19 protein-coding genes are annotated in these 22,852 nt (G+C 36.8%); 10 read left to right on the top strand and 9 right to left on the bottom strand.

Annotated elements, in window-relative coordinates; translation table 11 throughout:
• Positions 1-3 precede the first annotated feature (3 nt).
• From U9M98_00220 to U9M98_00200, 5 genes are read right to left on the bottom strand one after another with little or no spacing between them, the layout of a single operon-like run.
• A complete protein-coding gene (locus U9M98_00220; GenBank protein ID MEA2020141.1) occupies positions 4-663 on the bottom strand; it encodes a class I SAM-dependent methyltransferase in 660 nt (219 codons plus the stop codon).
• Entirely contained in the window at positions 660-1,658 is a 999-nt protein-coding gene (locus U9M98_00215) for a glycosyltransferase (protein MEA2020140.1), read from the bottom strand. The genes U9M98_00220 and U9M98_00215 overlap by 4 nt, the downstream gene beginning before the upstream one ends.
• A complete protein-coding gene (locus U9M98_00210) occupies positions 1,655-2,788 on the bottom strand; it encodes a glycosyltransferase (GenBank protein MEA2020139.1) in 1,134 nt (377 codons plus the stop codon). Before U9M98_00210 ends, U9M98_00215 begins: the two co-directional genes overlap by 4 nt.
• A gap of 33 nt (positions 2,789-2,821) precedes the next feature.
• Positions 2,822-3,838: a glycosyltransferase family 2 protein gene (locus tag U9M98_00205; protein MEA2020138.1), complete on the bottom strand. Its 1,017-nt coding sequence runs from the start codon at positions 3,836-3,838 to the stop codon at positions 2,822-2,824.
• 35 nt (positions 3,839-3,873) lie between these two features.
• The gene (locus U9M98_00200) at positions 3,874-5,916 is read right to left on the bottom strand and encodes a glycosyltransferase family 39 protein (protein ID MEA2020137.1); all 2,043 of its coding nucleotides are present in this window, start codon (positions 5,914-5,916) and stop codon (positions 3,874-3,876) included.
• A 42-nt stretch (positions 5,917-5,958) separates the two neighbouring features.
• Between U9M98_00200 and U9M98_00195 the strand changes: the two genes are divergently transcribed.
• The 7 genes from U9M98_00195 (at position 5,959) to U9M98_00165 (ending at position 12,960) form a co-directional block, all read left to right on the top strand.
• Entirely contained in the window at positions 5,959-7,095 is a 1,137-nt protein-coding gene (locus U9M98_00195) for a glycosyltransferase family 4 protein (GenBank protein ID MEA2020136.1), read from the top strand.
• 185 nt (positions 7,096-7,280) lie between these two features.
• Positions 7,281-8,405, top strand: coding sequence for a hypothetical protein (locus U9M98_00190; protein MEA2020135.1), 1,125 nt, complete (start codon positions 7,281-7,283; stop codon positions 8,403-8,405).
• Positions 8,402-9,295, top strand: a complete 894-nt coding sequence (locus tag U9M98_00185) for a CapA family protein (protein MEA2020134.1) — start codon at positions 8,402-8,404, stop codon at positions 9,293-9,295. The genes U9M98_00190 and U9M98_00185 overlap by 4 nt, the downstream gene beginning before the upstream one ends.
• Positions 9,288-10,115: a glycosyltransferase family A protein gene (locus U9M98_00180; protein MEA2020133.1), complete on the top strand. Its 828-nt coding sequence runs from the start codon at positions 9,288-9,290 to the stop codon at positions 10,113-10,115. Before U9M98_00185 ends, U9M98_00180 begins: the two co-directional genes overlap by 8 nt.
• Entirely contained in the window at positions 10,112-10,816 is a 705-nt protein-coding gene (locus U9M98_00175; GenBank protein ID MEA2020132.1) for a class I SAM-dependent methyltransferase, read from the top strand. Before U9M98_00180 ends, U9M98_00175 begins: the two co-directional genes overlap by 4 nt.
• Positions 10,816-11,703 carry a sulfotransferase gene (locus tag U9M98_00170; GenBank protein ID MEA2020131.1) on the top strand — a complete coding sequence of 296 codons (888 nt, stop codon included), beginning with the start codon at positions 10,816-10,818 and terminating at the stop codon, positions 11,701-11,703. Before U9M98_00175 ends, U9M98_00170 begins: the two co-directional genes overlap by 1 nt.
• Positions 11,704-11,736: 33 nt before the next feature.
• Complete coding sequence (locus tag U9M98_00165) at positions 11,737-12,960, top strand: flippase (protein MEA2020130.1); 1,224 nt, start codon at positions 11,737-11,739, stop codon at positions 12,958-12,960.
• Positions 12,961-13,001: 41 nt separating this feature from the next.
• Here the strand turns inward: U9M98_00165 and U9M98_00160 are convergent, their stop codons facing one another.
• From U9M98_00160 to U9M98_00150, 3 genes are all read right to left on the bottom strand, one after another.
• Positions 13,002-15,257 carry a glycosyltransferase family 39 protein gene (locus U9M98_00160; protein ID MEA2020129.1) on the bottom strand — a complete coding sequence of 752 codons (2,256 nt, stop codon included), beginning with the start codon at positions 15,255-15,257 and terminating at the stop codon, positions 13,002-13,004.
• A gap of 40 nt (positions 15,258-15,297) precedes the next feature.
• The gene (locus U9M98_00155) at positions 15,298-16,251 is read right to left on the bottom strand and encodes a UDP-glucuronic acid decarboxylase family protein (protein MEA2020128.1); all 954 of its coding nucleotides are present in this window, start codon (positions 16,249-16,251) and stop codon (positions 15,298-15,300) included.
• 230 nt (positions 16,252-16,481) lie between these two features.
• Entirely contained in the window at positions 16,482-18,095 is a 1,614-nt protein-coding gene (locus tag U9M98_00150) for a radical SAM protein (protein ID MEA2020127.1), read from the bottom strand.
• A gap of 672 nt (positions 18,096-18,767) precedes the next feature.
• Here U9M98_00150 and U9M98_00145 point away from each other — a divergent pair.
• From U9M98_00145 to U9M98_00135, 3 genes are all read left to right on the top strand, one after another.
• Positions 18,768-19,589 (top strand): hypothetical protein, encoded by an 822-nt coding sequence (locus U9M98_00145; protein MEA2020126.1) that lies wholly within the window; start codon positions 18,768-18,770, stop codon positions 19,587-19,589.
• Between the two features lie 151 nt (positions 19,590-19,740).
• Complete coding sequence (locus tag U9M98_00140) at positions 19,741-19,884, top strand: hypothetical protein (GenBank protein ID MEA2020125.1); 144 nt, start codon at positions 19,741-19,743, stop codon at positions 19,882-19,884.
• 523 nt (positions 19,885-20,407) lie between these two features.
• A complete protein-coding gene (locus U9M98_00135; GenBank protein ID MEA2020124.1) occupies positions 20,408-22,099 on the top strand; it encodes a hypothetical protein in 1,692 nt (563 codons plus the stop codon).
• A gap of 6 nt (positions 22,100-22,105) precedes the next feature.
• Here the strand turns inward: U9M98_00135 and U9M98_00130 are convergent, their stop codons facing one another.
• The gene (locus tag U9M98_00130) at positions 22,106-22,531 is read right to left on the bottom strand and encodes a YerC/YecD family TrpR-related protein (GenBank protein ID MEA2020123.1); all 426 of its coding nucleotides are present in this window, start codon (positions 22,529-22,531) and stop codon (positions 22,106-22,108) included.
• Between the last annotated feature and the right edge of the window lie 321 nt (positions 22,532-22,852).

Here is a 22,852-nt window from a genome sequence, read left to right as displayed (position 1 = left end):
TTTTCATAATTCCTTAACGCCAAAAAGTTCAAATGCAAAATTCGGCAAATAATAAGTTAGTGCCTGGGATAATGTTGCCACACCAAACCAAAATGGCTTCGGTTGCCAGCGTATTGAAGACAACAAATTTCCCTCTACCATACTATCATCCTGATTTTCACATCGAAGCAGCTTCAAACCTGCTAAACCAAAAGAATGCAGTTCCTCAACTCCCCAACCCGAACGATGTCTTTGCAATGGGTTTTCATCACTTTCGCCCTGTTCCAAAAAACCATTGGGCGTAGAAATAATAATTTTCTTCTTTGCCCATTTTTCAGACCGTTTTAAAAGTTCAAATCCTGCATCTTTGGGTAGATGCTCAATTACTTCTAACATTATCACAGCATCAAACTGATTTTTTTCAAAATTCAAACTTTCAATCTTTTTATCATAATAATCATTATGAATATTCTTTTCTTTGGTTTTTTGTAGATATGGTTTATACGGCTCTACCCCAACACTATATTCAATACTTTCGCAGTGCTGTAAAGGGGATGATGGGCCACAACCAATATCCAAAACTGTGGAGCACTTCTTCAACTCACGCTTTAGACAGGAATTAAGCGTAGAAAAAATACTAGCCAATAGTTTGGAACTGTGTAACTTATTAAATAAATTGGTCATAAATTGATCTCAATATCGGTAAGTGTACAGGAGTTAATAGTGTTTTTATACATATCTACCATAGGAATTAAAAAAGAACGAGGCATAACAATAACCCCCAAACTAAAAAACCAGAACTTAAAGTTAAGCAAATTTTGTGGGCGTATTTTAACAAGAAATGCAATCTCGCGTATTAAATTCTTAAATGTACTGTAGTTCTTCAATTGCACAAGTCCAACAAAATTAGTTGCTACTTGCTCTATACCCCAATCACGAACATTCTCATATTCATTCCCGGCATAAACAGTTTCAAACATTTTAACCCATGTTTTTGTCGGAGAAATATCATAAATACTAGATTTAAAACGTGTTTGGCTAGAAGCTATCCTAACAGCAACTGTATAATCCTTAAGAAAAGCAACCTTGTGTCTCTTTGTTATTTCTGCAAAAGGATAGATATGAGAGGGAAAACAATGCTCGTGAAAATTTCGCTCCATATATTCTACCCTATAAGCAAGCCCTGAAAGTTGCCCTACAGATTCAAAGATCTTCTGAACTTCTTCCCTGCCATCCTGTACAGACATAACAGAATCAAGTTCCTTGCTATAAGGGCGCACAGCTCGGACGGGTGTTCCCGGGTCGTCATCAAACCAATAATAAGGACGAGTAACAACACCAATATTATCCTCAAGAAAAAAAGCACTGTGTGTTTTCTCTAAGGCCCCTTTTAAAAGAAGGTCATCCTGCCCCATTAGGAACAGCACATCCCCGGAAATCCTGTTCTTCAACGTCTTTAAATTTTTCCCGTATCCCAAATTCTCCTTATTCTGAAAAATCTTAATACGGGGCTCATCGAAACTTTTAATTACATCTAAGGTATCATCGGTGGAGCAATCATCAGAAATAACAATTTCATAATTTTGAAAACCCTGAGAAAGAATGCTTTCCAAAGTTTCGACTATCCATTCGGACCCATTATATGTTGGTATTGCGATACTAAATTTAAGCTGTTTCATTTTTGCTGTAAGGATTCCAATAATAACTTCTCACGACGTGCTGTTTCTTCCCATGAAAAACGCTCTGCGTTTTTTTCCACCTCACGTGAAAGTTCTTCGTGTAAATTATTGTCACTAAGAACGTTTATCACGGACATTGCGAATTTTCTGTTGGAAGAACTTTGGCTGACACAAACCATACCCTGAGGAAACACTTCTGAAAAAACGGGTAAATCCCAAGCAACAACAGGCGTTCCTAGAGCTTGAGCTTCAAGAGGCGCAATACCAAAACCTTCCTCTCTACTAGGAAAAACAAAAACCTTACTTGCCTTTATAGTAGAAAAAGCCTCGTCGTCAGGTAAAAAGCCCAACAAATCAATGTTATCCTCTAAACCCATCTCCTTAGTAACGTTTCTAAGCTCACGAACTGTTTCTTCATCTCCCTTACCAATTATTCCCAATTTAGCCTGCGGAAGCTCCTCACAAACCATTTTCCAAATTTGCGGTAAATCAAAAACCCCCTTGGAAGGGTGCAGTCGTGCCATAAATGTAGCAGTATACTTTTTTACTTCCTTTGAAGAAATACCCTTAAGATATTCTAACCTAATACCCGGATAACTAACCCGGATTTTATCGTGGGGAAAACCCATACCCACTAATTCTTCTTCCAAAAGAGTATTATCCACAGTAATCAAATCGGCCCAGCGCTTAATAAACCAAAAACTAATACGTTGAAACCAGTAGGGTAATTTTCGCGAGCTTGGTATCAAGTGGTATATACGCTGAAGCCAAAGCGCATTAGAATTAAACTTTTTCAAAATAAAAGCAGGTAACACATCAGGAAAAAAGTCCGAAGTCGCCAATATAACATCATCGTTGCCCACAGAAATCTTAAATAATAGAAGTAACGCAAAAATCAATCTCTTTAAATAAATAAAAACAATATTACCAAACTGATGTTCCTTCGTTGTCAATAAAAAATTAGCCTCCAAACCATTATCCTGGCAAAGTTTTTTACCCAAAAAAGATGTAACAACAATCTTTTCGTATTCCTCTAAACGCTTAGATACTTCTATAAAGACCATATCCCCCCCACTTTTACCCTGAGAATAAGCATTCATGAAAGAAATTAATTTAGGTTTGTTTTTCATTCTTGGAAAAATTTATGAAAGATAAAAAATAAGTTACTGTCCCCAACCTTCCCGACTTAACTCCGAAACGGAAAAGAACCCGCGAACCCTACCCCACCCATAAACCCAAAGCGTTGCCCAACAAGCCAAGGGGTGGAAAAGCCAAGCAAAGTCGGGTTTCTTTAAAAATCCTTTAACAGTTTGATAAATAAGGGGAAGTATAGTAACACAACTAGCAACAAACTTTATAATTCCTCCGCGGTTGTATTCTTGCCAAGGGTAGTCCCTATCTCCCACTTTCTCATGGTACAAAAAGTCCCGTACCCGCCGGCGTTGTTTACGAACAAATTTAGAAATATTACTCCCGCAGTAAAGATGAATTATCCCCACTTTAACCTTAGCAAATTTTAATTCTCCTCGGTCCTCTACCGCGCTAGCCAAAAGATCAATGTCAAAAAGATAATCCCCAACCCCTACTTCTTCTAAAAAACTTCTCCTAAGCATAGTCCCATTAGCGCCAATTGTAGGAATGCCCTTCTTACTTAAAGTTACTTTGAGCCACCTGCCTTTATCCTCCTCTTCCAAATCTAACCCTGTCCACTTACCACTCAACACATTCAATCGATCGTAATTACCAGTAAAATAACAAAACGGGTCGTTCATTCCCATTAGCGCGCAGTAACGGTCAATAAAACCGTCTTCCGTGCGCCAAGTATATTTCCAAGGCTCACTGCCCACAATCTCTGGATCCTCAAAAGGCTCTACCATTCTCCTAAACCAATTCTTACTCGGCAAAATATTATCAGAGTCAATCAGCGCGACCAAATCGCCCTGCGCCGCCTTAACCCCCACAGCTTTACCTGCCTCCCCCGTTTTTAACTTATTTTCAACTACCCGCGCTCCGTACTTTTCTGCCAACGCAACTGTACCATCTGTGGATCCTCCATCCGCCACCACAATCTCCACCTTATCTTCGGGATAATCCTGTTTGGAAATAGCTTCCAAACACTCCTCCAAAACAGAAGCGGCGTTAAGAGTTGGAATTACAACACTTACAAAAGGCGATTTCATAAAAAGAATTCTCTCACTAATTTATAAAATAAATATCAAAGACCAGAATGAACACTAATACCCATAAACCGGGAATCAAACTCAACTACGCTTGTTTCTTGGTTTGTAAACAACTCAACCCGTAAATACAAGGTATTGTCGCTAACATCCCAAGGGATATCAAAAAACTGTTTGCTCCTTAAATCTTTATCTGAGCCTTCTAAATGCTCTATCAATTTATAATTCTCCGCATCGGTAGAATACCATAACTTCGCATAATTACCCTCGTATTTAACAAAAGCGTTCCAAGAAACTCTAAGCCTACTTAAGTCCGCTGACACTTCTACCTCATATTCTAAATACCCCGGTTGGCCATAAGCCGCTGGTTGAACAAAATTATACTCGTCATTGTAGATAATTCCTTGGGAATAAAGTGCTTCTTCCACAAGTTCCCGACCACTATAAGAAACTACAGGAGGTACAATGCGAAACTCAGTTAAAGTACCTCCCAATTTTGAAAACCGGTACTGACGTCCCTTTGGAAACGGGATAGAAGGGACATCAGCGCTGTGCCAAGCAACCCAAACCTTGCCATCAAAGTTACCCAAAATCTCAGCTAGATAATCTCCATCAAACACAAACCAGTATCTCCCAACTTCTACCTCCTTTTCCGAAAATTTCTGTAACCGTACAGATCTCTGAATAACTGGATGCCCAGCAATAGATTCCCCTTCTAGCTTCATCAAATAATAGGGAACAGATTGTAAAGAATCGTAGTGGTTTGAATAAATAATATCCCCCTCTTTATAGTTTTCATGCAGTATCTCTGCAATTTCCCGCCAAGCATATCTACGACTCCCACTAAAACGATTGCAAAGCGGAGAATAAGAAGGATAAATGAAAAAAAACACAGCTAAAGAAAAAACAGCAGTATTCTCCAACAAATCCTTTCCCTCAAAAAACTTAGAAACTCTACCCAACAACAAAAACAAAAGATCAGAAATAACAATCATTCCTTGAGCAATAAAAACTATCCACAGCGGAAGCATAAACATCACATACCGGTAATTAAATGCTAGGTGTGGATTGAGTAGCCAAATCATAAGAACAGGTATAGAAAAGATTAAAAATCCTAAAAATACCAAATAATAACGCTCTTGGGAGAAGGAGTACTCTAAACCAATAAGGAACAGTAACACTAAAAATCTTCGAAAAATTAAACTAACTTCCGAGAACCTTTCAAAAAGCTCCCAGTAAAAAAGGGGGGGCAACTTAAACCGAAGAGGAATCAACTCCGGATCTGTAGGAAACCACCTAAAATCAAATCTAGATATAATACCCGGACTGTAAAAATTTTTAAAAAGGAAATACCCACCAGCCAAAGCAAAAACAAATACCCCCACCTTTAAAACTGGGTTGGATTCCTTAAATTTAAAAAACAATGTTTTTATATTATTCCCAAAAAATTCCCACGAACCGAAGGAAAGCTTATTTCTAACCACCCAGTACAAAAACACAGAAATCAAAAATAATAGTTCAGAGGCAATAAGCAAATAAAAGGTTGAGTGTGTTTTTATACCCAGAAAATAAACTGCAATTAGAAAGAATAGATGTTTAAAATCACGTTCCAAAAGCAATTTGAAGAGGAAAAAAATAGAAAGCACAGAAAAGAAAAAAACAACCGCATAATAACGCGCGTCTTGCGAATAATAAATATGAAAATAGTTAAAAGTAAGCAAAAGAGAAGAAAGAAAAGCTAACCGTTTTCCCCAAAGCTTTTCACAGCAAAGATACAAAGCAACCACCCCAAGAACTCCAAAAAGAGCCGAGTAAAACCGGATAATAAACTCGCTATTACCAAAGAAAAGCTCCAAAAATATAAAAAAATCAGTTAGCTTAAATCTCTCAAAAAGCACATAGCGAATACCTTGCTCCGCTCGAAGAGTGCTAAAAATCTCATCTAGCCAAAGCCCGTACCGACCTAGTCTATAAAACCGCAATGCAGTCGCCACTGCAGTAATCAAAACCAAAAGCCCGTACTCACGGAAAAATCCACTAATATTCTGCTTTTCAAGTTCAAGTTTAAAAATACGCATCATCTAAATATTATGATAACATGAGACTTAGAAGGAACATAAACTATGAAAATCTTAATGCTAAACTACGAATATCCTCCGCTGGGTGGTGGTGCCGCAACTGCCTGCCAAAGTTTGCTAAAAGAATTTGCAAAAAGACCAGATTTAGAAATTGACCTAATTACATCTTCCCCGGACAGCTACTACGAGGAAACCCTAAACGGCAATATAACTGTCTACCACCTGGATATTAACAAAAACTCAAAAAACGGACATTACCAAAAACACAAGGACCTACTAAGATACGCTGCTAACAGCTTCTCTTTTGCAAAAAAGCTTAAAAAAGATAAAAATTACGACCTTACCCACGCCTGGTTCGGCATTCCGGCGGGTTTTGTGGCAATGTTTTTGGGTAAGCCTTACATTGTTGCCCTCCGGGGAATGGACGTCCCCGGCTTTAGCAACCGGTTCCAAAATTTAAACAACTACGTGTTCCCCCATTTGGACCAAATTATTTGGGGCAAAGCAAGCGCAGTTACTGCCAACTCCGAAGGACTAAAAAAACTTGCCCTAAAAACAAAACCAAAACAAGAAATAAAAGTAATTTATAACGGAATTGATACCAAAACTTTTGCCCCCGCACAAAAAAAGAAAGATAATAGTATTTTTAAAATCCTTTCCACCTCCAGACTAACCAGCCGCAAGGGAATTTCTTACTTAATCAAAGGTTTCGCAAAATTCCACAAAAAAGTACCAGAGTCCGAGCTAATCCTAGTAGGCAGCGGAAATAAAAAAAGCGAACTTTTCATAATGGCAAAAGAACGGGGTCTTAACTCTAGTATAAAATTTTCTGGCTCTGTCCCCCACGAAGACATCCCTGAAAAATATCAACGTGCGGATGTTTTTGTTTTGCCTTCCCTTAACGAGGGAATGAGCAACTCGCTCTTGGAAGCAATGGCTTGCCAGCTCCCCGTAATTGCAACTGACACCGGAGGCACCGCCGAACTGGTTGATACGAGCAATGGAATAATTGTAAAAAAGAAAAGCAGTAAAGACATCGCCAACGCTCTTTCAACACTTTACGACAATAAAGAGAAATTAGAGGAAATGGGCAGAGAAAGCAAGAAAAAAGCAGAAAAATTAAGCTGGGAAAAAATCACTAACGATTACTACCAACTTTACCAGCAGATAATGAACAAATGATAAACTGGCGCAAACCTGCAATTTATACACTCCTACATTTATCTGGCAGTAAAATACCCAAGTATTTGAAAGAGTTCGAGAGGGTTGCTAATTTCTCTAAAAAGGGCAAAGAAAAATACCAAAAAGAAGAACTTAAAAAACTGCTTCTCCACGCCTGGAAAAATGTTCCTTACTATAAAAAAGTCTTGCCTAAGGCTAAAGTGGTTGTTAACAGTAAAGTACATTTAGAAAATTTTGACAATATTCCGGTCTTAACAAAGGAGATCATTAGAACCCAAGGTAAAAATCTTTACCCAAAAGATTATAAACAAAGAGGATTTTACGAGAATACATCCGGTGGCAGCACCGGAGAGCCGGTTAGGTTTATTCAGGATAAAACCTATGACGAAATAAATAAGGCAACAAAAATCTATCTATTTAAGAAATTTGGAAAAGACATAGGGAAGCCAGAAATAAAATTCTGGGGATCGGATAGAGATATTATTGAAGGAACACTTACCTTAAAAGACAAAATAATAAACTTCTTATATAATCGAAGATTTTTCAATACCTACGATTTGGATAAAGGGAAATTCGATGAACTAATTGAACTGCACAATTGCTTTCAGCCAACTGCATATTGGGCCTATGTTGATGCAATGGAAGAATTTGCCGACTATATATTAGAAAATAATATTTCTGTGTACTCTCCCAAAATTATAGTTACTACCATCGGGCCATTGTATGAAAAAGCAAGAAAAAAGATAGAAAAAGCTTTTAGTTGTTCTGTTTATAATCAGTACGGCTCAAGAGAAGTTGGCTGGATTGCTTTTGAAAATAAGTCAGAACTAGATGTTTGCTTTTGGAGACAGTTCCTTGAATTAAAAGGCAAGTCAAAAGAAAAGAAGATTATCTTAACATCGCTTGATAATTATTCTATGCCTCTTATTAGATATGACATAGGAGATGTTGCCGCCTTAGGTGAAAGTTACTCCATAGGAAAAACTAAAAGCTACTTAACGATTGGAAATGTGGTTGGGAGAACTTTAGGTTTTTTCAAGTTAAGAGACGGTTCTTTGAAACATACACATTTTATTGTTCAGCAGTTGTTTTTTAGAGATTGGATAAAGCAGTTTCAATTAATCCAGCAAAATTATAATAAAATTTTGATTAAAATTGTTGGAAAAGAAAACAAAGAAGAAATGAAGGAGATTGATAAATTATTATTTGATTTTTTGGGCAATGAGTTTGAAATTAAGTGGGAATTTGTGGATAAAATTCCCCCAACCAAAAGCGGGAAATATTTATATACGATAAGTAAAGTTAAATGAAAATATTAATTACTGGAGACATTTCCAATCGGAATATAGAAAATTTTTCAGTTGAAAAGGTTGATCCTAAATACTTAAACTTAATAAAGCAACAGGATTTAGTTATTTACAACCTTGAAGGGCCGATTATTAATCCTAGACAATACCAAAAGAATTTACAATTCCGTGAAAATAAGTTCCAAAACTTTTTAATTACTTCTCTAAATACCTTAAGTTCTAAAATATTTAATAAAAAGCAAAGATACGTATATTCAACTGAAAAAATTATTCCTTTATTAAAACTAAATAAAAATACGTTAGTTACCTTAGCTAACAATCATATCAAAGATTATGGTAAAAATGCATTTAAAAACACCTTAAAAGTATTAGGAAATAACAATATTGATTACATCGGAGTAGGGAGTAATTTACAGGAATGTAAGGATTTTGAAGTTAATAGTATTGTCTTTATAAATATAAATTTAGTTGGTGTAAAAAAACTTGGTGTCCCCTTTCATCTATATTCTGCAACAAATAATGGTTTTGGCGCAAATTATAAAACTTATAATAAGCTATCTCAAAAGATAAAAAGGTATAAAGACAAAGATAAAAAAGTTATTTTGATTATTCATGGGGGGAAAGAACTAGCTGAAAATGAATCCCAGCTTGGATTAGACTTAGAAAAAATAAACCAACTAAATGCTGATTTAACTGTTATCCATCATCCACATGTTTATGTTAAAACAAAATATGAAAAGAACAATATTTATGTTTTGGGTGATTTTATATTTCATTCCCAGGATAACCGGCTAAAACAAAATAGACAATCGGCTTTATTGAGTGTGAATTTTGAAAATAATAAATTCTACCCAAAATTAAATAAATTTAAGGTTAAAGAAATCTATGAATAAGAGTATTAATCAACCATTGGTGTCGATTTTAAATGTCACATATAATGCTGAAAAGTTTATAAAACCCACGTTTGATTCTTTAATTAACCAGGAGTATAGTAATACCGAAATTTTAATTTTAGATAATAATTCTCAAGACAAAACCTCGAAAATACTAAAAGAATATGAAAAAAAATTCAGTAATATTAAAACCTTTTTGGGAGATAAAAATTTAGGACCCTACAGAGGCTTAAATTTTTTACTAAATAAAGCAAAAGGTAAATACATTTCAATAACTGACCACGATGATATTTATCATCCCCAAAAAATTAGCAAGCAAGTGGATTTTCTATCCCAAAACAAAAAGTTTGTTGGCTGCGGTACGAATTTATGTAAATATTTCGAAAAGGACAGTACATTTAAATATGTAAAAATCAAAAAACAAGGAACTTTTGCTGCTCATCCCTCTTTGGTTTTTAGAAATAAACAAGGATTAAAATATAATACTAAAGTGAAATACAAAACTGACACCTATTTTATGAAATATATTTTATGCAAAAAAAAACCATTACTTTATAATATCCAAGAACCGCTATATTTAAGTCGCGTCAGAACTGATAAAAGAAATTTATCCTATTTATGGAATGAAAAATTAACATTTAATGAAATCTGGAGTTATTTTGATCATTCAAATGATAAAAAGGCTCTAATTAAATTTATGTTCAAGAAAATATTAAATTATAATTTTTTCAAAAATATTTTTAGTGAAATGGGGAAGGAAAGTTTAAATTCTTTGAAGAATGGTGATTTCTTTCAGGATTATTTACAATATTTAAAATGAGCTTTTACGATAATTATTACCAACGGGATAAAATAACAAGATTCGGAAAATTTTTAGTTAATAACAAGAATAAATTTTATCTTGAACTAATACTAAAATTCGCAAAGAAAGATAAGGAAAATTTAAAAATATTAGAAATAGGACCTGGTAAGGGTTATTTTGCCCAAGAATGCGTTAAACAAAATATAAACTATACCGCAATCGAAGGTAATGATTTTATGTGTAAAAAGTTAAAAGAAAAAGGCATCAAAGTATATAATAAAATGGTGCCACCTTTAAATTTGAAGGGAACCTTTGACATCATTTTCATGGACCAAGTTTTTGAACATATGGAAAACAGAGACCAGGCTTTAAAATTAATCGAAGAGTGTAAAGAGCATCTAAATAACCAAGGTCTTTTGTTCATTGCAGTTCCAGACATAAGATATTTTAAGGAAGATTTTTTTGGATGTGATTATACTCATGATTTCCCTTTATCTTTATATAGTCTGAAACAAATCTTTGTCGATTTTGACTTTAAAATTAAATATACAAATATTCGAGCTTTATGCTTTAAAGGAACTTTTCCTACAAAATTTATTGATTTAATATCAGAATTGCTTTATAAATTGAACATAACAAAACTAATTTTTAAAAATAAATCTTATAAAATAAAAAATCTGGCACATGCCTCGTGCATAGTAATAGGAATAAAAAAATAATGAAATCAAAATTAAATAACAAAATAAAATTGAATTTCATAGGAATTGGTGCTCAAAGGTCTGGAACAACTTGGTTAGCAGAAAAACTAGATCAGCATCCAAAAATTTGTATTTCAGTACCTAAGGAAATTTGTTATTTTAATAAGAAAAGAAGCTATATTCATAACTCAATGAATGAAAATTACAAAAAATCATTTAATTGGTATCGAAAACGTTTTGCTCATTGTAAAACAAATCAAAAACAAGGTGAATTTTCCACAATCTACTTATTTGATAAATACGCCCCAAGAAATATTTATAAACACTTTCCCAACATTAAAATAATAATATGCTTAAGAAATCCTATAAATAGGGCATATTCTCAGTATCGAGTATACAATAAATACTATAAAGTCGAAGAAAGATCTTTTGAAAAAGTTGTAAGAGTAGAAGAAGAATATAGAGAAAGAGGACTTTATTATAAACAACTAACGAGATATTTAAAATATTTTAATAAGTCTCAAATGCATATAATCTTGTTCAAGAAAATTAAAAATGAACCCGACAAAACCATAAAAGACGTATATCAATTCTTAGAAGTAGATGGCTCTTTTGAACCGGAAGGGTTGGAAAAACGAACAAATGCTTCTAAATCAGTAAAAACCACAAGTATACCCAGACTAATGGGTATATTCTCTGAGTTATTAATCAGTCTCAATCTTTCTTGGCTAATAAGGTTATTGAAAAACATTGGAATCAAAAAATTTATTATGCAATTCATTACTAAAAGAAGAAAACATCAAAAGATCGATACACAAACAGAAAATTATTTAAAAAATTTTTATCAAGAAGATATTGAAAATCTAGAGAAATTATTAAATAAAGACTTATCACACTGGAAATGTTAAAAAAATTAAAAAGATTTATTCTCAAAAAAAAAACTGTTTAAAGAGACAATTTGGAGTTTTATGGCCCAAGGTGTTGGGTTTGTATTTTACTTTGCTTTAAATATACTTCTTGCCCGCCGATTGGGAGTAAAAGCTTTTGGAACCTGGTCTTATTTTTATTCCATAATTTCAATACTATTAGTATTTTCGTATCTTGGTATTAATCCTTCTATCAGGGTTTTCCTTGCTCGATTTAATAAGACAGATTTATTAGGGAATGTATTGAAAGCCTCCTTAAAACTTAGGTTTTTGTTTAGTATTATAATTGCTGTTTCTTTTTTTATTGCTCACAAACAAATTGCAGTATTCCTAAATCGTCCTGATTTGAAAACTTTATTTTTACTTGCTTCCCCTTTATTTATACTTAAAGGCTTAACAGAATATTTAAAAAGTGTTTTCCAAGGGTTACACCGTTTAAAATATCATTTTATGATCAACTTTTTAGAATATGGTTTAAAACTTCTCTTTGTATTTTTACTATTTATTTATTCGGCTAATGTTTTAAATGTCATTTATTCTTTTAATCTCGCTTTTTTACTAACTTCTGTAATTGGATTAGTACTTTTATTTCTTAAATTTTACAAACGGAGACAACCATCAAAAAAGAAATTTGAAAAGAAAATTTTGAAATATAGTTTTCCCTTGTTCCTCATCAACTTAGGATTTATAGTAATGACAGAATTAGACACAACAATGTTGGGTTTTCTTAGCACAGACACGGAGGTCGGGGTGTTTTCAGTTGCCAAACAAGTTGTTACAAACTTACCGCATATTTCTTTGGCAATCGCCACCGGCACAATGCCTATATTTGCAAAATTAAACAATAGTAACAGGAGAAAGTTGAGAAAAACTTTTTATAAATTACTTAAATACAATACTGCTATATTTGGGGTAATAACACTGGGAATTTTAACGCTGGGTTGGTATTTCATTCCCTTGATTTTCGGAGCGGATTACAGCAAATCAACAACCATCCTAATTTTACTTACACCTTATATGTTACTAAGTTCTTATTCGGTATTTTTATCATCTCTTTTAGACTACCAAGGATTAGCAAACAAGAGAGCAGCGAACCTCAGCATAGCAGCTGTTCTCAATTTAGCTCTTAATCTTCTGTTAATTCCTAGCTACGGGGCCGGAGGTGCGGCTGTTGCAACCTCTGCCTCCTACATTCCCTATGTATTTTTGAATTGGAGAGAAGTTAAAAAGTTACTATAGCTCAATATCACCTTCTGACCCGTAGTTAAACCGGGGCTAACTCAAAAGGTAGAATAGACCTTAAACTCCGTAATACGAGAATCAAATTTAACCGCACTTGTTTCTTGGTTTGCAAACAACTCCACCCTTAAGTAAAGAGCTGGGTACTCCTCATCCCAAGGAATATCCAAAAAGCCTTTTCTCCGCAAACCTTTCTTCGACCCTTCAAGACGTTCTAGCAATTCGTAATTTTTTGCATCGTTAGAATACCACAGTTTTATATAATTACCCTCGTAAAGAACAAAAGCATTCCACCATATACTAAGATTGGCCACAGGCTCCAGTATGTCAATCTCATACTCCAAGTACCCTGGCTGATTGTATTCAGCAGGTTGGACAAAATCATAGTCATTATTGTAAATAACCCCTTTTGTATCCGACGCCTCTTCCACTAGCTCTTTTCCACTGTAAGAAGCCATACTCCTAAACTCTTTAACCATGTCCTGATTAAAATAATAAACTTCGACATTAGTATTATCCACTCCCTGACCGTGATATTTCTCAAAGTTTTCTTCAATATAATCTATAATATCCTCCTGAATGTGATAACCCTTCCTAGTTTCCCAAGTTACCCAACCAGACTTACATTTACCTAGATCCTCCAAAAACTCAAAAAAATCGTACTTACGCTTGTTGCGCATACTTATAGCTGTAAGATCATCCCCAAGTTCTCTTAAATAATATGTTCTAAGGTATTGCCCAAACAAAACATCTTCCTCGGGGTTGTAATTTTCAACAATCACTCTATACGCCTCGCGAAACCGTCCGTAACTGTGTTCATCAGCATAAAGAGTTTCTAAACTATTATAAAAATTAAAAAGGATTAAAAAACCAGGAAGACAATACAAGAATATTTTTATTACTTTTAAATCAAAGAGTTTGATAACGAGATAATAAGAAAAAAGAATCAGAATAATCGAGATTGGCACAATGTGAGAAATGTAATAAAAATGGGAATACCGATCAGCGATCCATATAAAGAAAACTAAGGATAGAGATACAGTTAGATAGGAATATACCAACTTCGATCTTTTTTCCTTGCTAAAAATTAAGGGATATATTAATCCTACTAAAAGAAGTGTAATTCCGGCTTCCTTAATAAAAGGGAAACTGGTTAGATATTTTAAGTAAATACGATTATTTCTTCCGAAAAAAGAAATATGATGCAAAAATCGTTCCGTAAAACCGAAATAATAAAGTAAAAATACAGAAAAGGTAATGACAAGCCCCAAGAAACCTACAAAAATATACTTGCGCTCTTTTTTCACTATTGCTAAGTAAATAATAAACAACAATAATACTGGTAACAGTACGAGTGAATTAATGTGGATAAAATAATTTAGAATCAGAAAGAGCAAAGCAAGGAACGAAGCCTTCCAATTAAAATCTAGATTGTTTTCTATAAATCTTCCCAGGGGCTTTAATTTTATATTTACTTTCCTGCTCTCGGTAATACTCCTATAAATAAAGTAAAACAGGAGTAAGAAAATAGGAATTAAAACGGCATACATCCGTGTGTATCTAAAAATATCTATAAACCGCGAATAAAATACAAATGACACTGTAGTAAGAAGAGCTAATTTTTTACTCTCCCAAAAATATTTAGTCACAAAATAAACACTAACTAAAAATATCAACCCAAATAAAACGGAAACTATGCGCGAAGAAAATTCAGAAATACCAAAAATTCTGTACGACTGGGCAACAAACCATGTATGGGGCCACGCCCGGTCGTAATGTCTACTACCTTGCGCCCCTTTTAGCCAGTCCCAAACATAAAACTCTGAAGTGTAGTAATAACCTGCAGCAGAACCAATAACTTGGTACTCATCTTCCCTAAATTCATAATTGATATTGTGAGTGTAAACAAGGCAACCTGTTAAAATAATCAAACCTAACCCCAAAGAAAAAACCCAACCCTCTTTATACATCCATCCAAAAATATTTTTAACAATTGGAATATTATTTATTTTGGGATATTTGTTTTTGAATTCTTCTTTTCTCTTTTCTTCTGCTCTTTTTTCTTGTTCCTTTTCTGAATGTACTTTCTTTACTATTTCCTTTCTATCTCTCCAAAACAAGCCGATGCCGAGCAGACTTGTTACTGCAATTAAACATATTTTGAGACGATTGCTGAGAGAAAAGTCAAAAAGATACTTTGACAAGAAAGGATAAAGAGAAGTAAAAGAAAGAAGTACTAAGAAAGCATATTTGAGAACTTTATCAAAATAATTTTTCTTCAAAAGATCTGCAATCATGATAAAAATTAGTTGGTCTTCTTATAGGTATGGGTACAACCTATTCCGAACATTTATATTTTATATACTGAAGCGTCTTTTTCAAACCTTCCTCCAACCCAACCTCCGGCTGCCAGGAGAGTTTTTGTTTTGCGCGGGAGATATCCGGGCGGCGTTTTTGCGGGTCGTCCTCCGGCAAAGGTTCGTAGGTAAGTTCACTGGAGCTTTCCGGCAGGAGCGCAAGCACCTTGTCCGCCAGTTCCAAAATGGTGTATTCCACCGGATTACCCAAATTCAAGGGTCCAAAAAGCTCCCCCTCATAATTCATAAATTTAACCAAACCGCGCACCAAATCATCTACAAAACAAAAGCTCCGCGTTTGCTCCCCGTCACCGTAAATTGTTAAATCCTCATCATTTAACGCCTGAGTAATAAAATTGGTTACCACTCGCCCGTCGTCCGGACTCATATACGGCCCGTAAGTATTAAAAATGCGCGCGACGCGCACATCCACCCCGCGGTTAAAATATTCAAGGCAAAAAGTCTCTGCTGCCCGCTTGCCCTCATCATAACAGCTGCGCGGTCCCACCGGGTTTACATTTCCCCAGTAAGTCTCTTTTTGCGGGTGTTTTTTTGGGTCGCCGTAAACTTCGGATGTGCTAGCTTGCAAAACTTTTGCCCCCTTTTCCTCTGCCAGTTCCAACACATTTTTCATCCCCATAATATTTGTTTCTAGAGTGTAAAGGGGCTCTTTTTGGTAAACAGGTGGGGAAGCTGGGCAGGCGAGGTTATAAATTTGGTCAATTTCCCCTTCTATTTCCAACGGATTGCGGATATCCGCTTCCAGAAAGCGGAAATTTTCTTCATCCGCAAAAAGCTGCAAGCGCTCCCGCGAGCTAGCGTAAAAATTGTCTATACCGACAACCTTATGCCCGCGGGAAAGTAATTCTTTAACCAAATTAGTCCCAATAAACCCGGTCACTCCGGTTATTAAAATTTTCTTTCTGTTGTTCATAATTGTACTAGTTAACTATTGTGGTTTCGGTTATCCGCACACAGCTTTCCGCATTCCGCAGTTGTTACGGATTTTCGCTGATTTGTACTGGATTCCCGCGGATTGTGGAGTGCAGCGTAAACGTCGCTACTCCCCATTGACCCCGAACCAGAATCCCGACAAGTCGGGATACGGTACGGGGCCGCTTCAACTGAAGGAAAACTCTTCACTTCGTTTGAATTTTCCTAGTTTCAGCGGAAGTCCACCAGTTTGCTAAAAAACTTTCGCATCATGCGGAAGTAGTATTTAAAAGTTTCCCAGTCAGTTAGAGCTTCCCATGCTTTGCGCGCAATAAATTTCGGCGTAAGTACAGATTTATACAAGCCTTGCACCAAGCCTTTTATTTCTTCGTCACTCATTTCTGTTTTTAAAATTGGTTCGCGCATGTCATAACGATCCCAATCTTTAGTTTTGAGCCAGCCTTTTTCCTCCGCCTCGCGGAACAGCGGTGTACCGGGGTAGGGAGTAACAATGGTTGCTTGCAAAGTATCGCTATAGCCTTTTTTAAACATTTCCCGGGCAAAGTTCAGGGTGCGCTTTGCCTCCTCTTTACTTTCCCAAGGGTAGCCAACCATTGCCGTAGGGTGGGGGTTTAAGCCCGCCTCTTTTGCCCACTTGAGTTGGGGCTCAATTTGCTCCACTTTAAGGTTTTTCTGAATTCTATCCAAAGTTTCTTGGTTGTAAGATTCCAAACCGTAAAGCAAAAAGCGAAAACCCGCCTCCCGCATCAGCTCGTAATCCTCCTTGTCCAATCCGGCATTAAAACGCATATTACAACTAATCCGCACTTTTTCATTATACCCGCGCTCAATCATGCCGCGGCAAAAATCGGTGAGCCACTCGCCTACTGGAAAAGTACCCGAATCATCCATAATTTCACGAACTGGGTAATTTTCAAGGATGTGGCCTACCTCGTCCAAAGCCCTTTCAACACTCATTACCCTAAAGTGCTCTCCGGGATACAAAGTCGTCCAGCTGCAAAATGTGCACTTACCCCACCAACAGTCACGGCCAAACATGGTATAAGTTCCGGGAGTGCGCGCGTAGTTGGAATTTTGGTAGGCGTAAAGCTCCCACTGGGTAAGGTCGCGGTCAATAAAAGGGAGTTCGTTAAGGTCGTGGTTGAGGACAAAATGGCCGGTGGAGGAATAGTCGGCCGAAGGAGATGATCCGCTGCATTCCTCAGCCCCAGGGGCTTCTGCAGACCTGCCTGCCGGCAAGGCAGGTCCAGCCCCTGGGGCTTTCCCTGCAGCGGGCTTTCTATACCAAATTCCGGGTTCAAGATCTTCCCCTTTAGAAAGATGATTGCAAAGATTAAGAAGCAAAAAGTCGTAATCCCCACCGGTAAGGATATAATCCACCTTGCTGTTTTGCATTGATTCCTCCGGCAAAGCAGTCACATGGTCACCAACAAGAACAATACTTAGACCACTGCCCGCAGGAGAAGCCCCTGGGGCTTCTTTGGCCGCAGCCCCAGGGGCTAGGGAATGCGGGCAAGTTATGTCCTTCAACCTATCAATAATCTCCCAATGGCGTTTGATAACCGGGGTTTTGGTCTCCAACATCAAAACATCGGGATTAATTTCCAAAAGATCTTTTTCCCATTCGGCGTATGTTTGCATACCCCAAATCCCGTCCAGCCAATATACTTCATAACCCTTCTCTTGCAGGAAAGACGCGGCATACGCGGGAACAACGGGGTAAGCAGTCCAAGGAGATGTACCCCACTGAAACTGCCTGTTTTGTGCCAAAAACGCACGACCTTTGGGATTGTCAAAAGGAGGGTAGCCAATTGCTACTTTCATTGCAGACGTATTTTAGCACAACACTAGGAAGTGAATAAGAAATAATAGATATTGGATACGGGATATGGAATAAGAAATAGTGAATATGGGATAAGGGATAGGAGATAAGAGATAATAAATTACAAATGACAAATATCAAATTACAAAAGCGGAGAGCGGATTGCGGAGAGAAATTAGCCCAGAGGCATGAAATTAAAAATTACGGGCAGACCCGTGAAATTGAAGAAAAGAGAAAGGAAACACAGTGGATACACAAGAGATAAGAAATAATAAACAACAAATACCAAATTACAAATAACAAATAGCAGAGAGAATTTAGCCTACGGCTAAAATTAGGAGAAATTACGCTCAGAAGCGTGAGATTATATGAGATTATAAAAGCATAAACCACTAAAACAACGCACACCCCAAACTCCAATGTACAATATACAGTGCACTGTATACTGTATACTGTATACTGTATACTATACACTGTACACTGTATATTACATATTATGTATTATATGCTATATGTTGCACACTAAAAATCACTAGAGGAGAAAAAAAAAGGAGGAACGGTTATCCGGATTTTATAAGGTTTAATTTGTAGTTCTTCTCTGGTATAATAAAAATTACATTTAGAGAGACCAGAAGCACGTTAAAAAGCAGCACAAAGAAAATAGTAGGTAGAAAGTGCAGGAAAAGATTGGAATTTCGTTGGGAAGTTTATTGCCTTGGTGCGCTTTTCCGCTGTGGGATTTTTTGGCAAGATCCTTCGCCATACCCATTGCAGCGGCCATGACCAAGGAAATTGGTGCGAGCTTCTGGCAAGTATTGCCATTCAAAGGCGTAACGGCAGCAGCTCTAGAAAAAGCAGAAATTCCTGTACGCTACGCAGAGCTTGCCTGGAACGGAACCACGCTCTGGCGTCACCTCCGCGGAGAAGAAGGAAACGCGGGAACGCCCAGCATGTGGCAAGACATTCTGCTTTTCCCACATCCGCGAATTTCAACTCTGCGGACTTCGGAATTTCTGTTAACATTCCCCGAAGCAGTGCTAATCAAGCACGAAATCCCCAGTGCAAGTTACAAGTCTTGGAATTACTTGACGGAAATTCACCCCGAGCTGGATATGCCTCCGGGAAACTTAAATCTTGCAGCTGCATCTTGTCTGGAAACAGATAAGCCCTATGTTCTAGACACCAAACACATGCGGCGGGAGCACCGAGAGGGGATACCTAGCCCACTTCAACCTTGGGAAGTATTTTGGGAAACCCTGTTCCCTATTTCCCAAGCAGTACACATCCAACCTTTGAGCAGAGAAGAACTCACAAGAACCCTAGATGGCTATCAGACAGAGCTGTGGCGAATGCTTAGCTACCTAGAGAGTTTCGAAGGGGATTTGGTTATTGAAATTCCGCCTACTCTGTGGGAACCAAGAGTTATGTTAAAGCCAAAAGAGTTGGGAAAATCACTCCGAAAAGTGAGAAAACTCTTGGAAACAGTAGCTTTTTAGAAAGGAGTTTCAAGCATATGCTCAACAAGGAGCTTAGATTTCTCGCAGGCAAAAGTTTGGAAGACGTTACAAAAGTCCCTTACGGTTTTTCACCCCTGTATGAAGTAGTTGTACTAATAATTATGCTTACGGGTTTAGCTATCTACCTTGCTTGGCAAGCCAAGCAAAGAAACCTACCAAAGAAGCCAAGGAGAACTTAGCAGCTATTATTTACGGTCTGTTAGCTAGCAATCAGCGCATGTTTGTAATTATGCTAGTTGTAGCCACCGTAACTGCAAGAGAAGTTCTCTACTAAAAGGATGGGAAAAACCCGCCACGTGTCCCTCGCCCACTCTATACACTGACCCAAAACCAAGCACCTTGCAAAAAATCACAGGAATGGTTCCAGCATCACTTCGGTTAAAGCCTGTAGAAGTCTAGGAGGGGCTCGATGTTTGAACTCGGAATAAATCCAGAAATAGTCATTGTTCCCTTAGGGTTATCTCTAGGACTAACGTACCTAGTAGTAGCCGGGGCTTACTTTGCACTTACCATAAGGATACTCACCGAGCTCTGGAAACAGCGCAAAGCGTGGAACTTGGGAAAGTTCCTATTAATCTCAGGTTTCACAGTGCTCACACTCAGCATCTATGCACTAGCACCACTGATTGTGCTGGCACTATAACTGCACATCACCAAGCACCCTAAGCGGGAATAGATTTCTCTATCCCATTGGGGTGCTTTTTTCTTTTTTCCAGCCAAATTTAAGTCTATAATACTACAGGATTTTTAATCTGGGTTAGACTAACCTTAATTTTTGCTGTATAATCTACACTACTATGGCAAAAAATAACCAGAAAGATAGGAGCTTTTCTCAAAACACTCTTCAATTTATAGAAGAGTATCAGCAAAAGCTAGATGAAAAAAAGGAAGAGGAATCTCTCCAAACTATCCATGTGGATACTATAGCTTCTAAAGTTGCTGCTTTTTACGAAAGGCTACGTATTATTATTGATTGGAAAGATGAGCATCTTATCCGGAGAACAGCAATTGAACGCAATTTAAAAAGAAGGTTCCTTTCCGAACTAGGTTTCCGATTCAACGCCAAGTTAGATCCACACCAAATTGCTGAAGATCTTCTTATAGAATTAATCCGTGCTGGACATTTCCCCAATAACACAATACCAAAGAAAAGAATTTCTGACCTAGCAGAGATAATAAAAAAATATATTATTATTCTAGAAAATTCGGAAAAGCCTCGACAAAATACCAAAGAAAGAGTTAATTTTTACCATTGGGTTTTGGAAATGGGTGCTTGTGAAATTGAAGAAGCTTTAGAACCCCCAATAAAGCAAAAAGCGCTACTAACTTACATGACCAACCAACTTTCTAAGCGCCTAAGGTTGGATCCTGAGCTTAGAATTCAGGATCGAGAAAAGTGGACTCTTACTTATATTGCAGTGCACCGCGCTTTATTCCGCCTAGACTCTCCTCTAATTCATTATCATCTACTTAGAAAAAAATATTCTGATTGGAAAACAACAGATGAAACCCGCCTAAAAGAGATTGCTAGAGAACTACCTGCCACCCGAACTGAGTTTGAAAAGCTTTTAGAACATCCCCTCTATCCAAAATTTTACAAATATTGCGAACGTTATAACACCTTCTACCTAATTCTTAGCGACGTTTTGGATATGTTGGAAAAGCATCAGCAAAAGAAAGAGAAAAAGTCAGACCAAAAAGTTGAACCTCTAAATGTAAAAGAGGAACTTAAAAACCCAAAAAAGTGGAAACCGCTTGCTAAAGCAGCTTTCAACGAACGAAGCGAAACTTTGCGTTCTCGACTTAACAGGATAGCTATCTACTCAACTCTTTCCATTTTTGTGGGCGGTATTTTCTCTCTTTTCCTCGTAGAAGTCCCTCTAGCGCGGCTTTTTGCCGGAAGATTTAGCCCCATGGCTCTAGCTATTGACCTTTTAGTTCCTACTGCCCTTATGTTTATCTTGGTAGGAACAGCACGCAAACCAGAAAAGGAAAACTTAGAAAATGTTATTGAGGGACTAGAGAAAACAATATATCAAGAAGGAAAGTGGGGAATTTATCAAATTGACAAGCCGCGCAAACACGGCTTCATTGCCAATTTCCTAATTACCCTCTTCTACTTCCTAGTTTGGGGTATTTCTTTATCAGCAATTGTTGCTATCTTTTACTTTGCACAAGTTCCTATTCCTTCTGTTGTATTAGATACTATTAATGTAGCTGTTGTTACTTTTGTTGGCATTGAAATTCGGCAGAGAGCAGATGACCTAAAAGTAGGCGAAGAAAAAACCAACTTTTTCAACTTTATCTTTGATACTCTATCACTACCTGTAGCTAAATTTGGTAAGTGGCTTTCCGATAAGTGGAAGGAGTATAATGTGGTGAGTGTGTTCTTCACTGCACTAGTTGACATGCCTTTTCTAGCTTTCATTGAACTAGTTGAAAGCTGGAGTGCTTTCCTCAAAGAGAAGAAATCCGGCATTTACTCCTAGCGCGAGTTATCTAAAGTACCCCTTAGCGTAACTATAGCTACCATCCCGCTTCTTTTTTTTCATTGCCTTTTTTATTTCTTTCAATCTTTTCTTCTCCTCTGCACTAGCTAGAACTTTCCCCAAAAGACCCAACAAGCCGCCCATACCATAATAAACCCTTTTTGCAACTGTTCCCACTGTACTGGGAGATGCTTCAACCCGTTCTGCTATTTCTATATTAGAATCCTCAGTAGAAATTAATTCCCGAGCAATATGCCACCTTTGCGCCAACATCCGCAGTTCGTTATCTGTTAGCAAGTCGGAAAAATACTTCAAAATCTCCTCATAACCTTCTAAGCTCTCCATATCCTTAAACCACTGCTCCATTTCCTTATTCACCCAAGGGTACTCTGGATTAGGATTTTCTGGTAACTTTGTTTTTACTCTAATCAATACTCACCTCCTTTGACTCCCTATTTGACCCCCTAATAGCCACTTAACCAAGTACTGAAAAACAAGACAACTAGAAAAATAATACAACTAAAAACAAGAAAACAACTAGAAACAAAAATACAACTAGAAACAGAAATCACACCTATCAAACCACTTCAAAAATAAATATAAACCACCATACAATGCACAGTACACAATGCACTGTTTACTGTATACCATGTATTATATACTATATACTATATACTATATACTATATACTATATATTGTATATTGTGTATTGTGTATTGTGTATTGTGTATTGTGTATTGTGTATTGTGTAT

Source organism: Patescibacteria group bacterium (assembly GCA_034659915.1).
GTDB lineage: Bacteria > Patescibacteriota > WWE3 > JAUXAW01 > JAYEID01 > JAYEID01.
The sequence above is the reverse complement of the archived record's forward strand: the minus strand, read 5'-3'. Positions and strand labels throughout refer to the sequence as shown.

Coding starts and splice junctions, on each gene's coding strand:
- U9M98_00220 (MEA2020141.1), bottom strand. CDS start 663: ATGACCAATTTATTTAATAAGTTACACAGTTCCAAACTATTGGCTAGT.
- U9M98_00215 (MEA2020140.1), bottom strand. CDS start 1,658: ATGAAACAGCTTAAATTTAGTATCGCAATACCAACATATAATGGGTCC.
- U9M98_00210 (MEA2020139.1), bottom strand. CDS start 2,788: ATGAAAAACAAACCTAAATTAATTTCTTTCATGAATGCTTATTCTCAG.
- U9M98_00205 (MEA2020138.1), bottom strand. CDS start 3,838: ATGAAATCGCCTTTTGTAAGTGTTGTAATTCCAACTCTTAACGCCGCT.
- U9M98_00200 (MEA2020137.1), bottom strand. CDS start 5,916: ATGATGCGTATTTTTAAACTTGAACTTGAAAAGCAGAATATTAGTGGA.
- U9M98_00195 (MEA2020136.1), top strand. CDS start 5,959: ATGAAAATCTTAATGCTAAACTACGAATATCCTCCGCTGGGTGGTGGT.
- U9M98_00185 (MEA2020134.1), top strand. CDS start 8,402: ATGAAAATATTAATTACTGGAGACATTTCCAATCGGAATATAGAAAAT.
- U9M98_00180 (MEA2020133.1), top strand. CDS start 9,288: ATGAATAAGAGTATTAATCAACCATTGGTGTCGATTTTAAATGTCACA.
- U9M98_00175 (MEA2020132.1), top strand. CDS start 10,112: ATGAGCTTTTACGATAATTATTACCAACGGGATAAAATAACAAGATTC.
- U9M98_00170 (MEA2020131.1), top strand. CDS start 10,816: ATGAAATCAAAATTAAATAACAAAATAAAATTGAATTTCATAGGAATT.
- U9M98_00160 (MEA2020129.1), bottom strand. CDS start 15,257: ATGATTGCAGATCTTTTGAAGAAAAATTATTTTGATAAAGTTCTCAAA.
- U9M98_00155 (MEA2020128.1), bottom strand. CDS start 16,251: ATGAACAACAGAAAGAAAATTTTAATAACCGGAGTGACCGGGTTTATT.
- U9M98_00150 (MEA2020127.1), bottom strand. CDS start 18,095: ATGAAAGTAGCAATTGGCTACCCTCCTTTTGACAATCCCAAAGGTCGT.
- U9M98_00135 (MEA2020124.1), top strand. CDS start 20,408: ATGGCAAAAAATAACCAGAAAGATAGGAGCTTTTCTCAAAACACTCTT.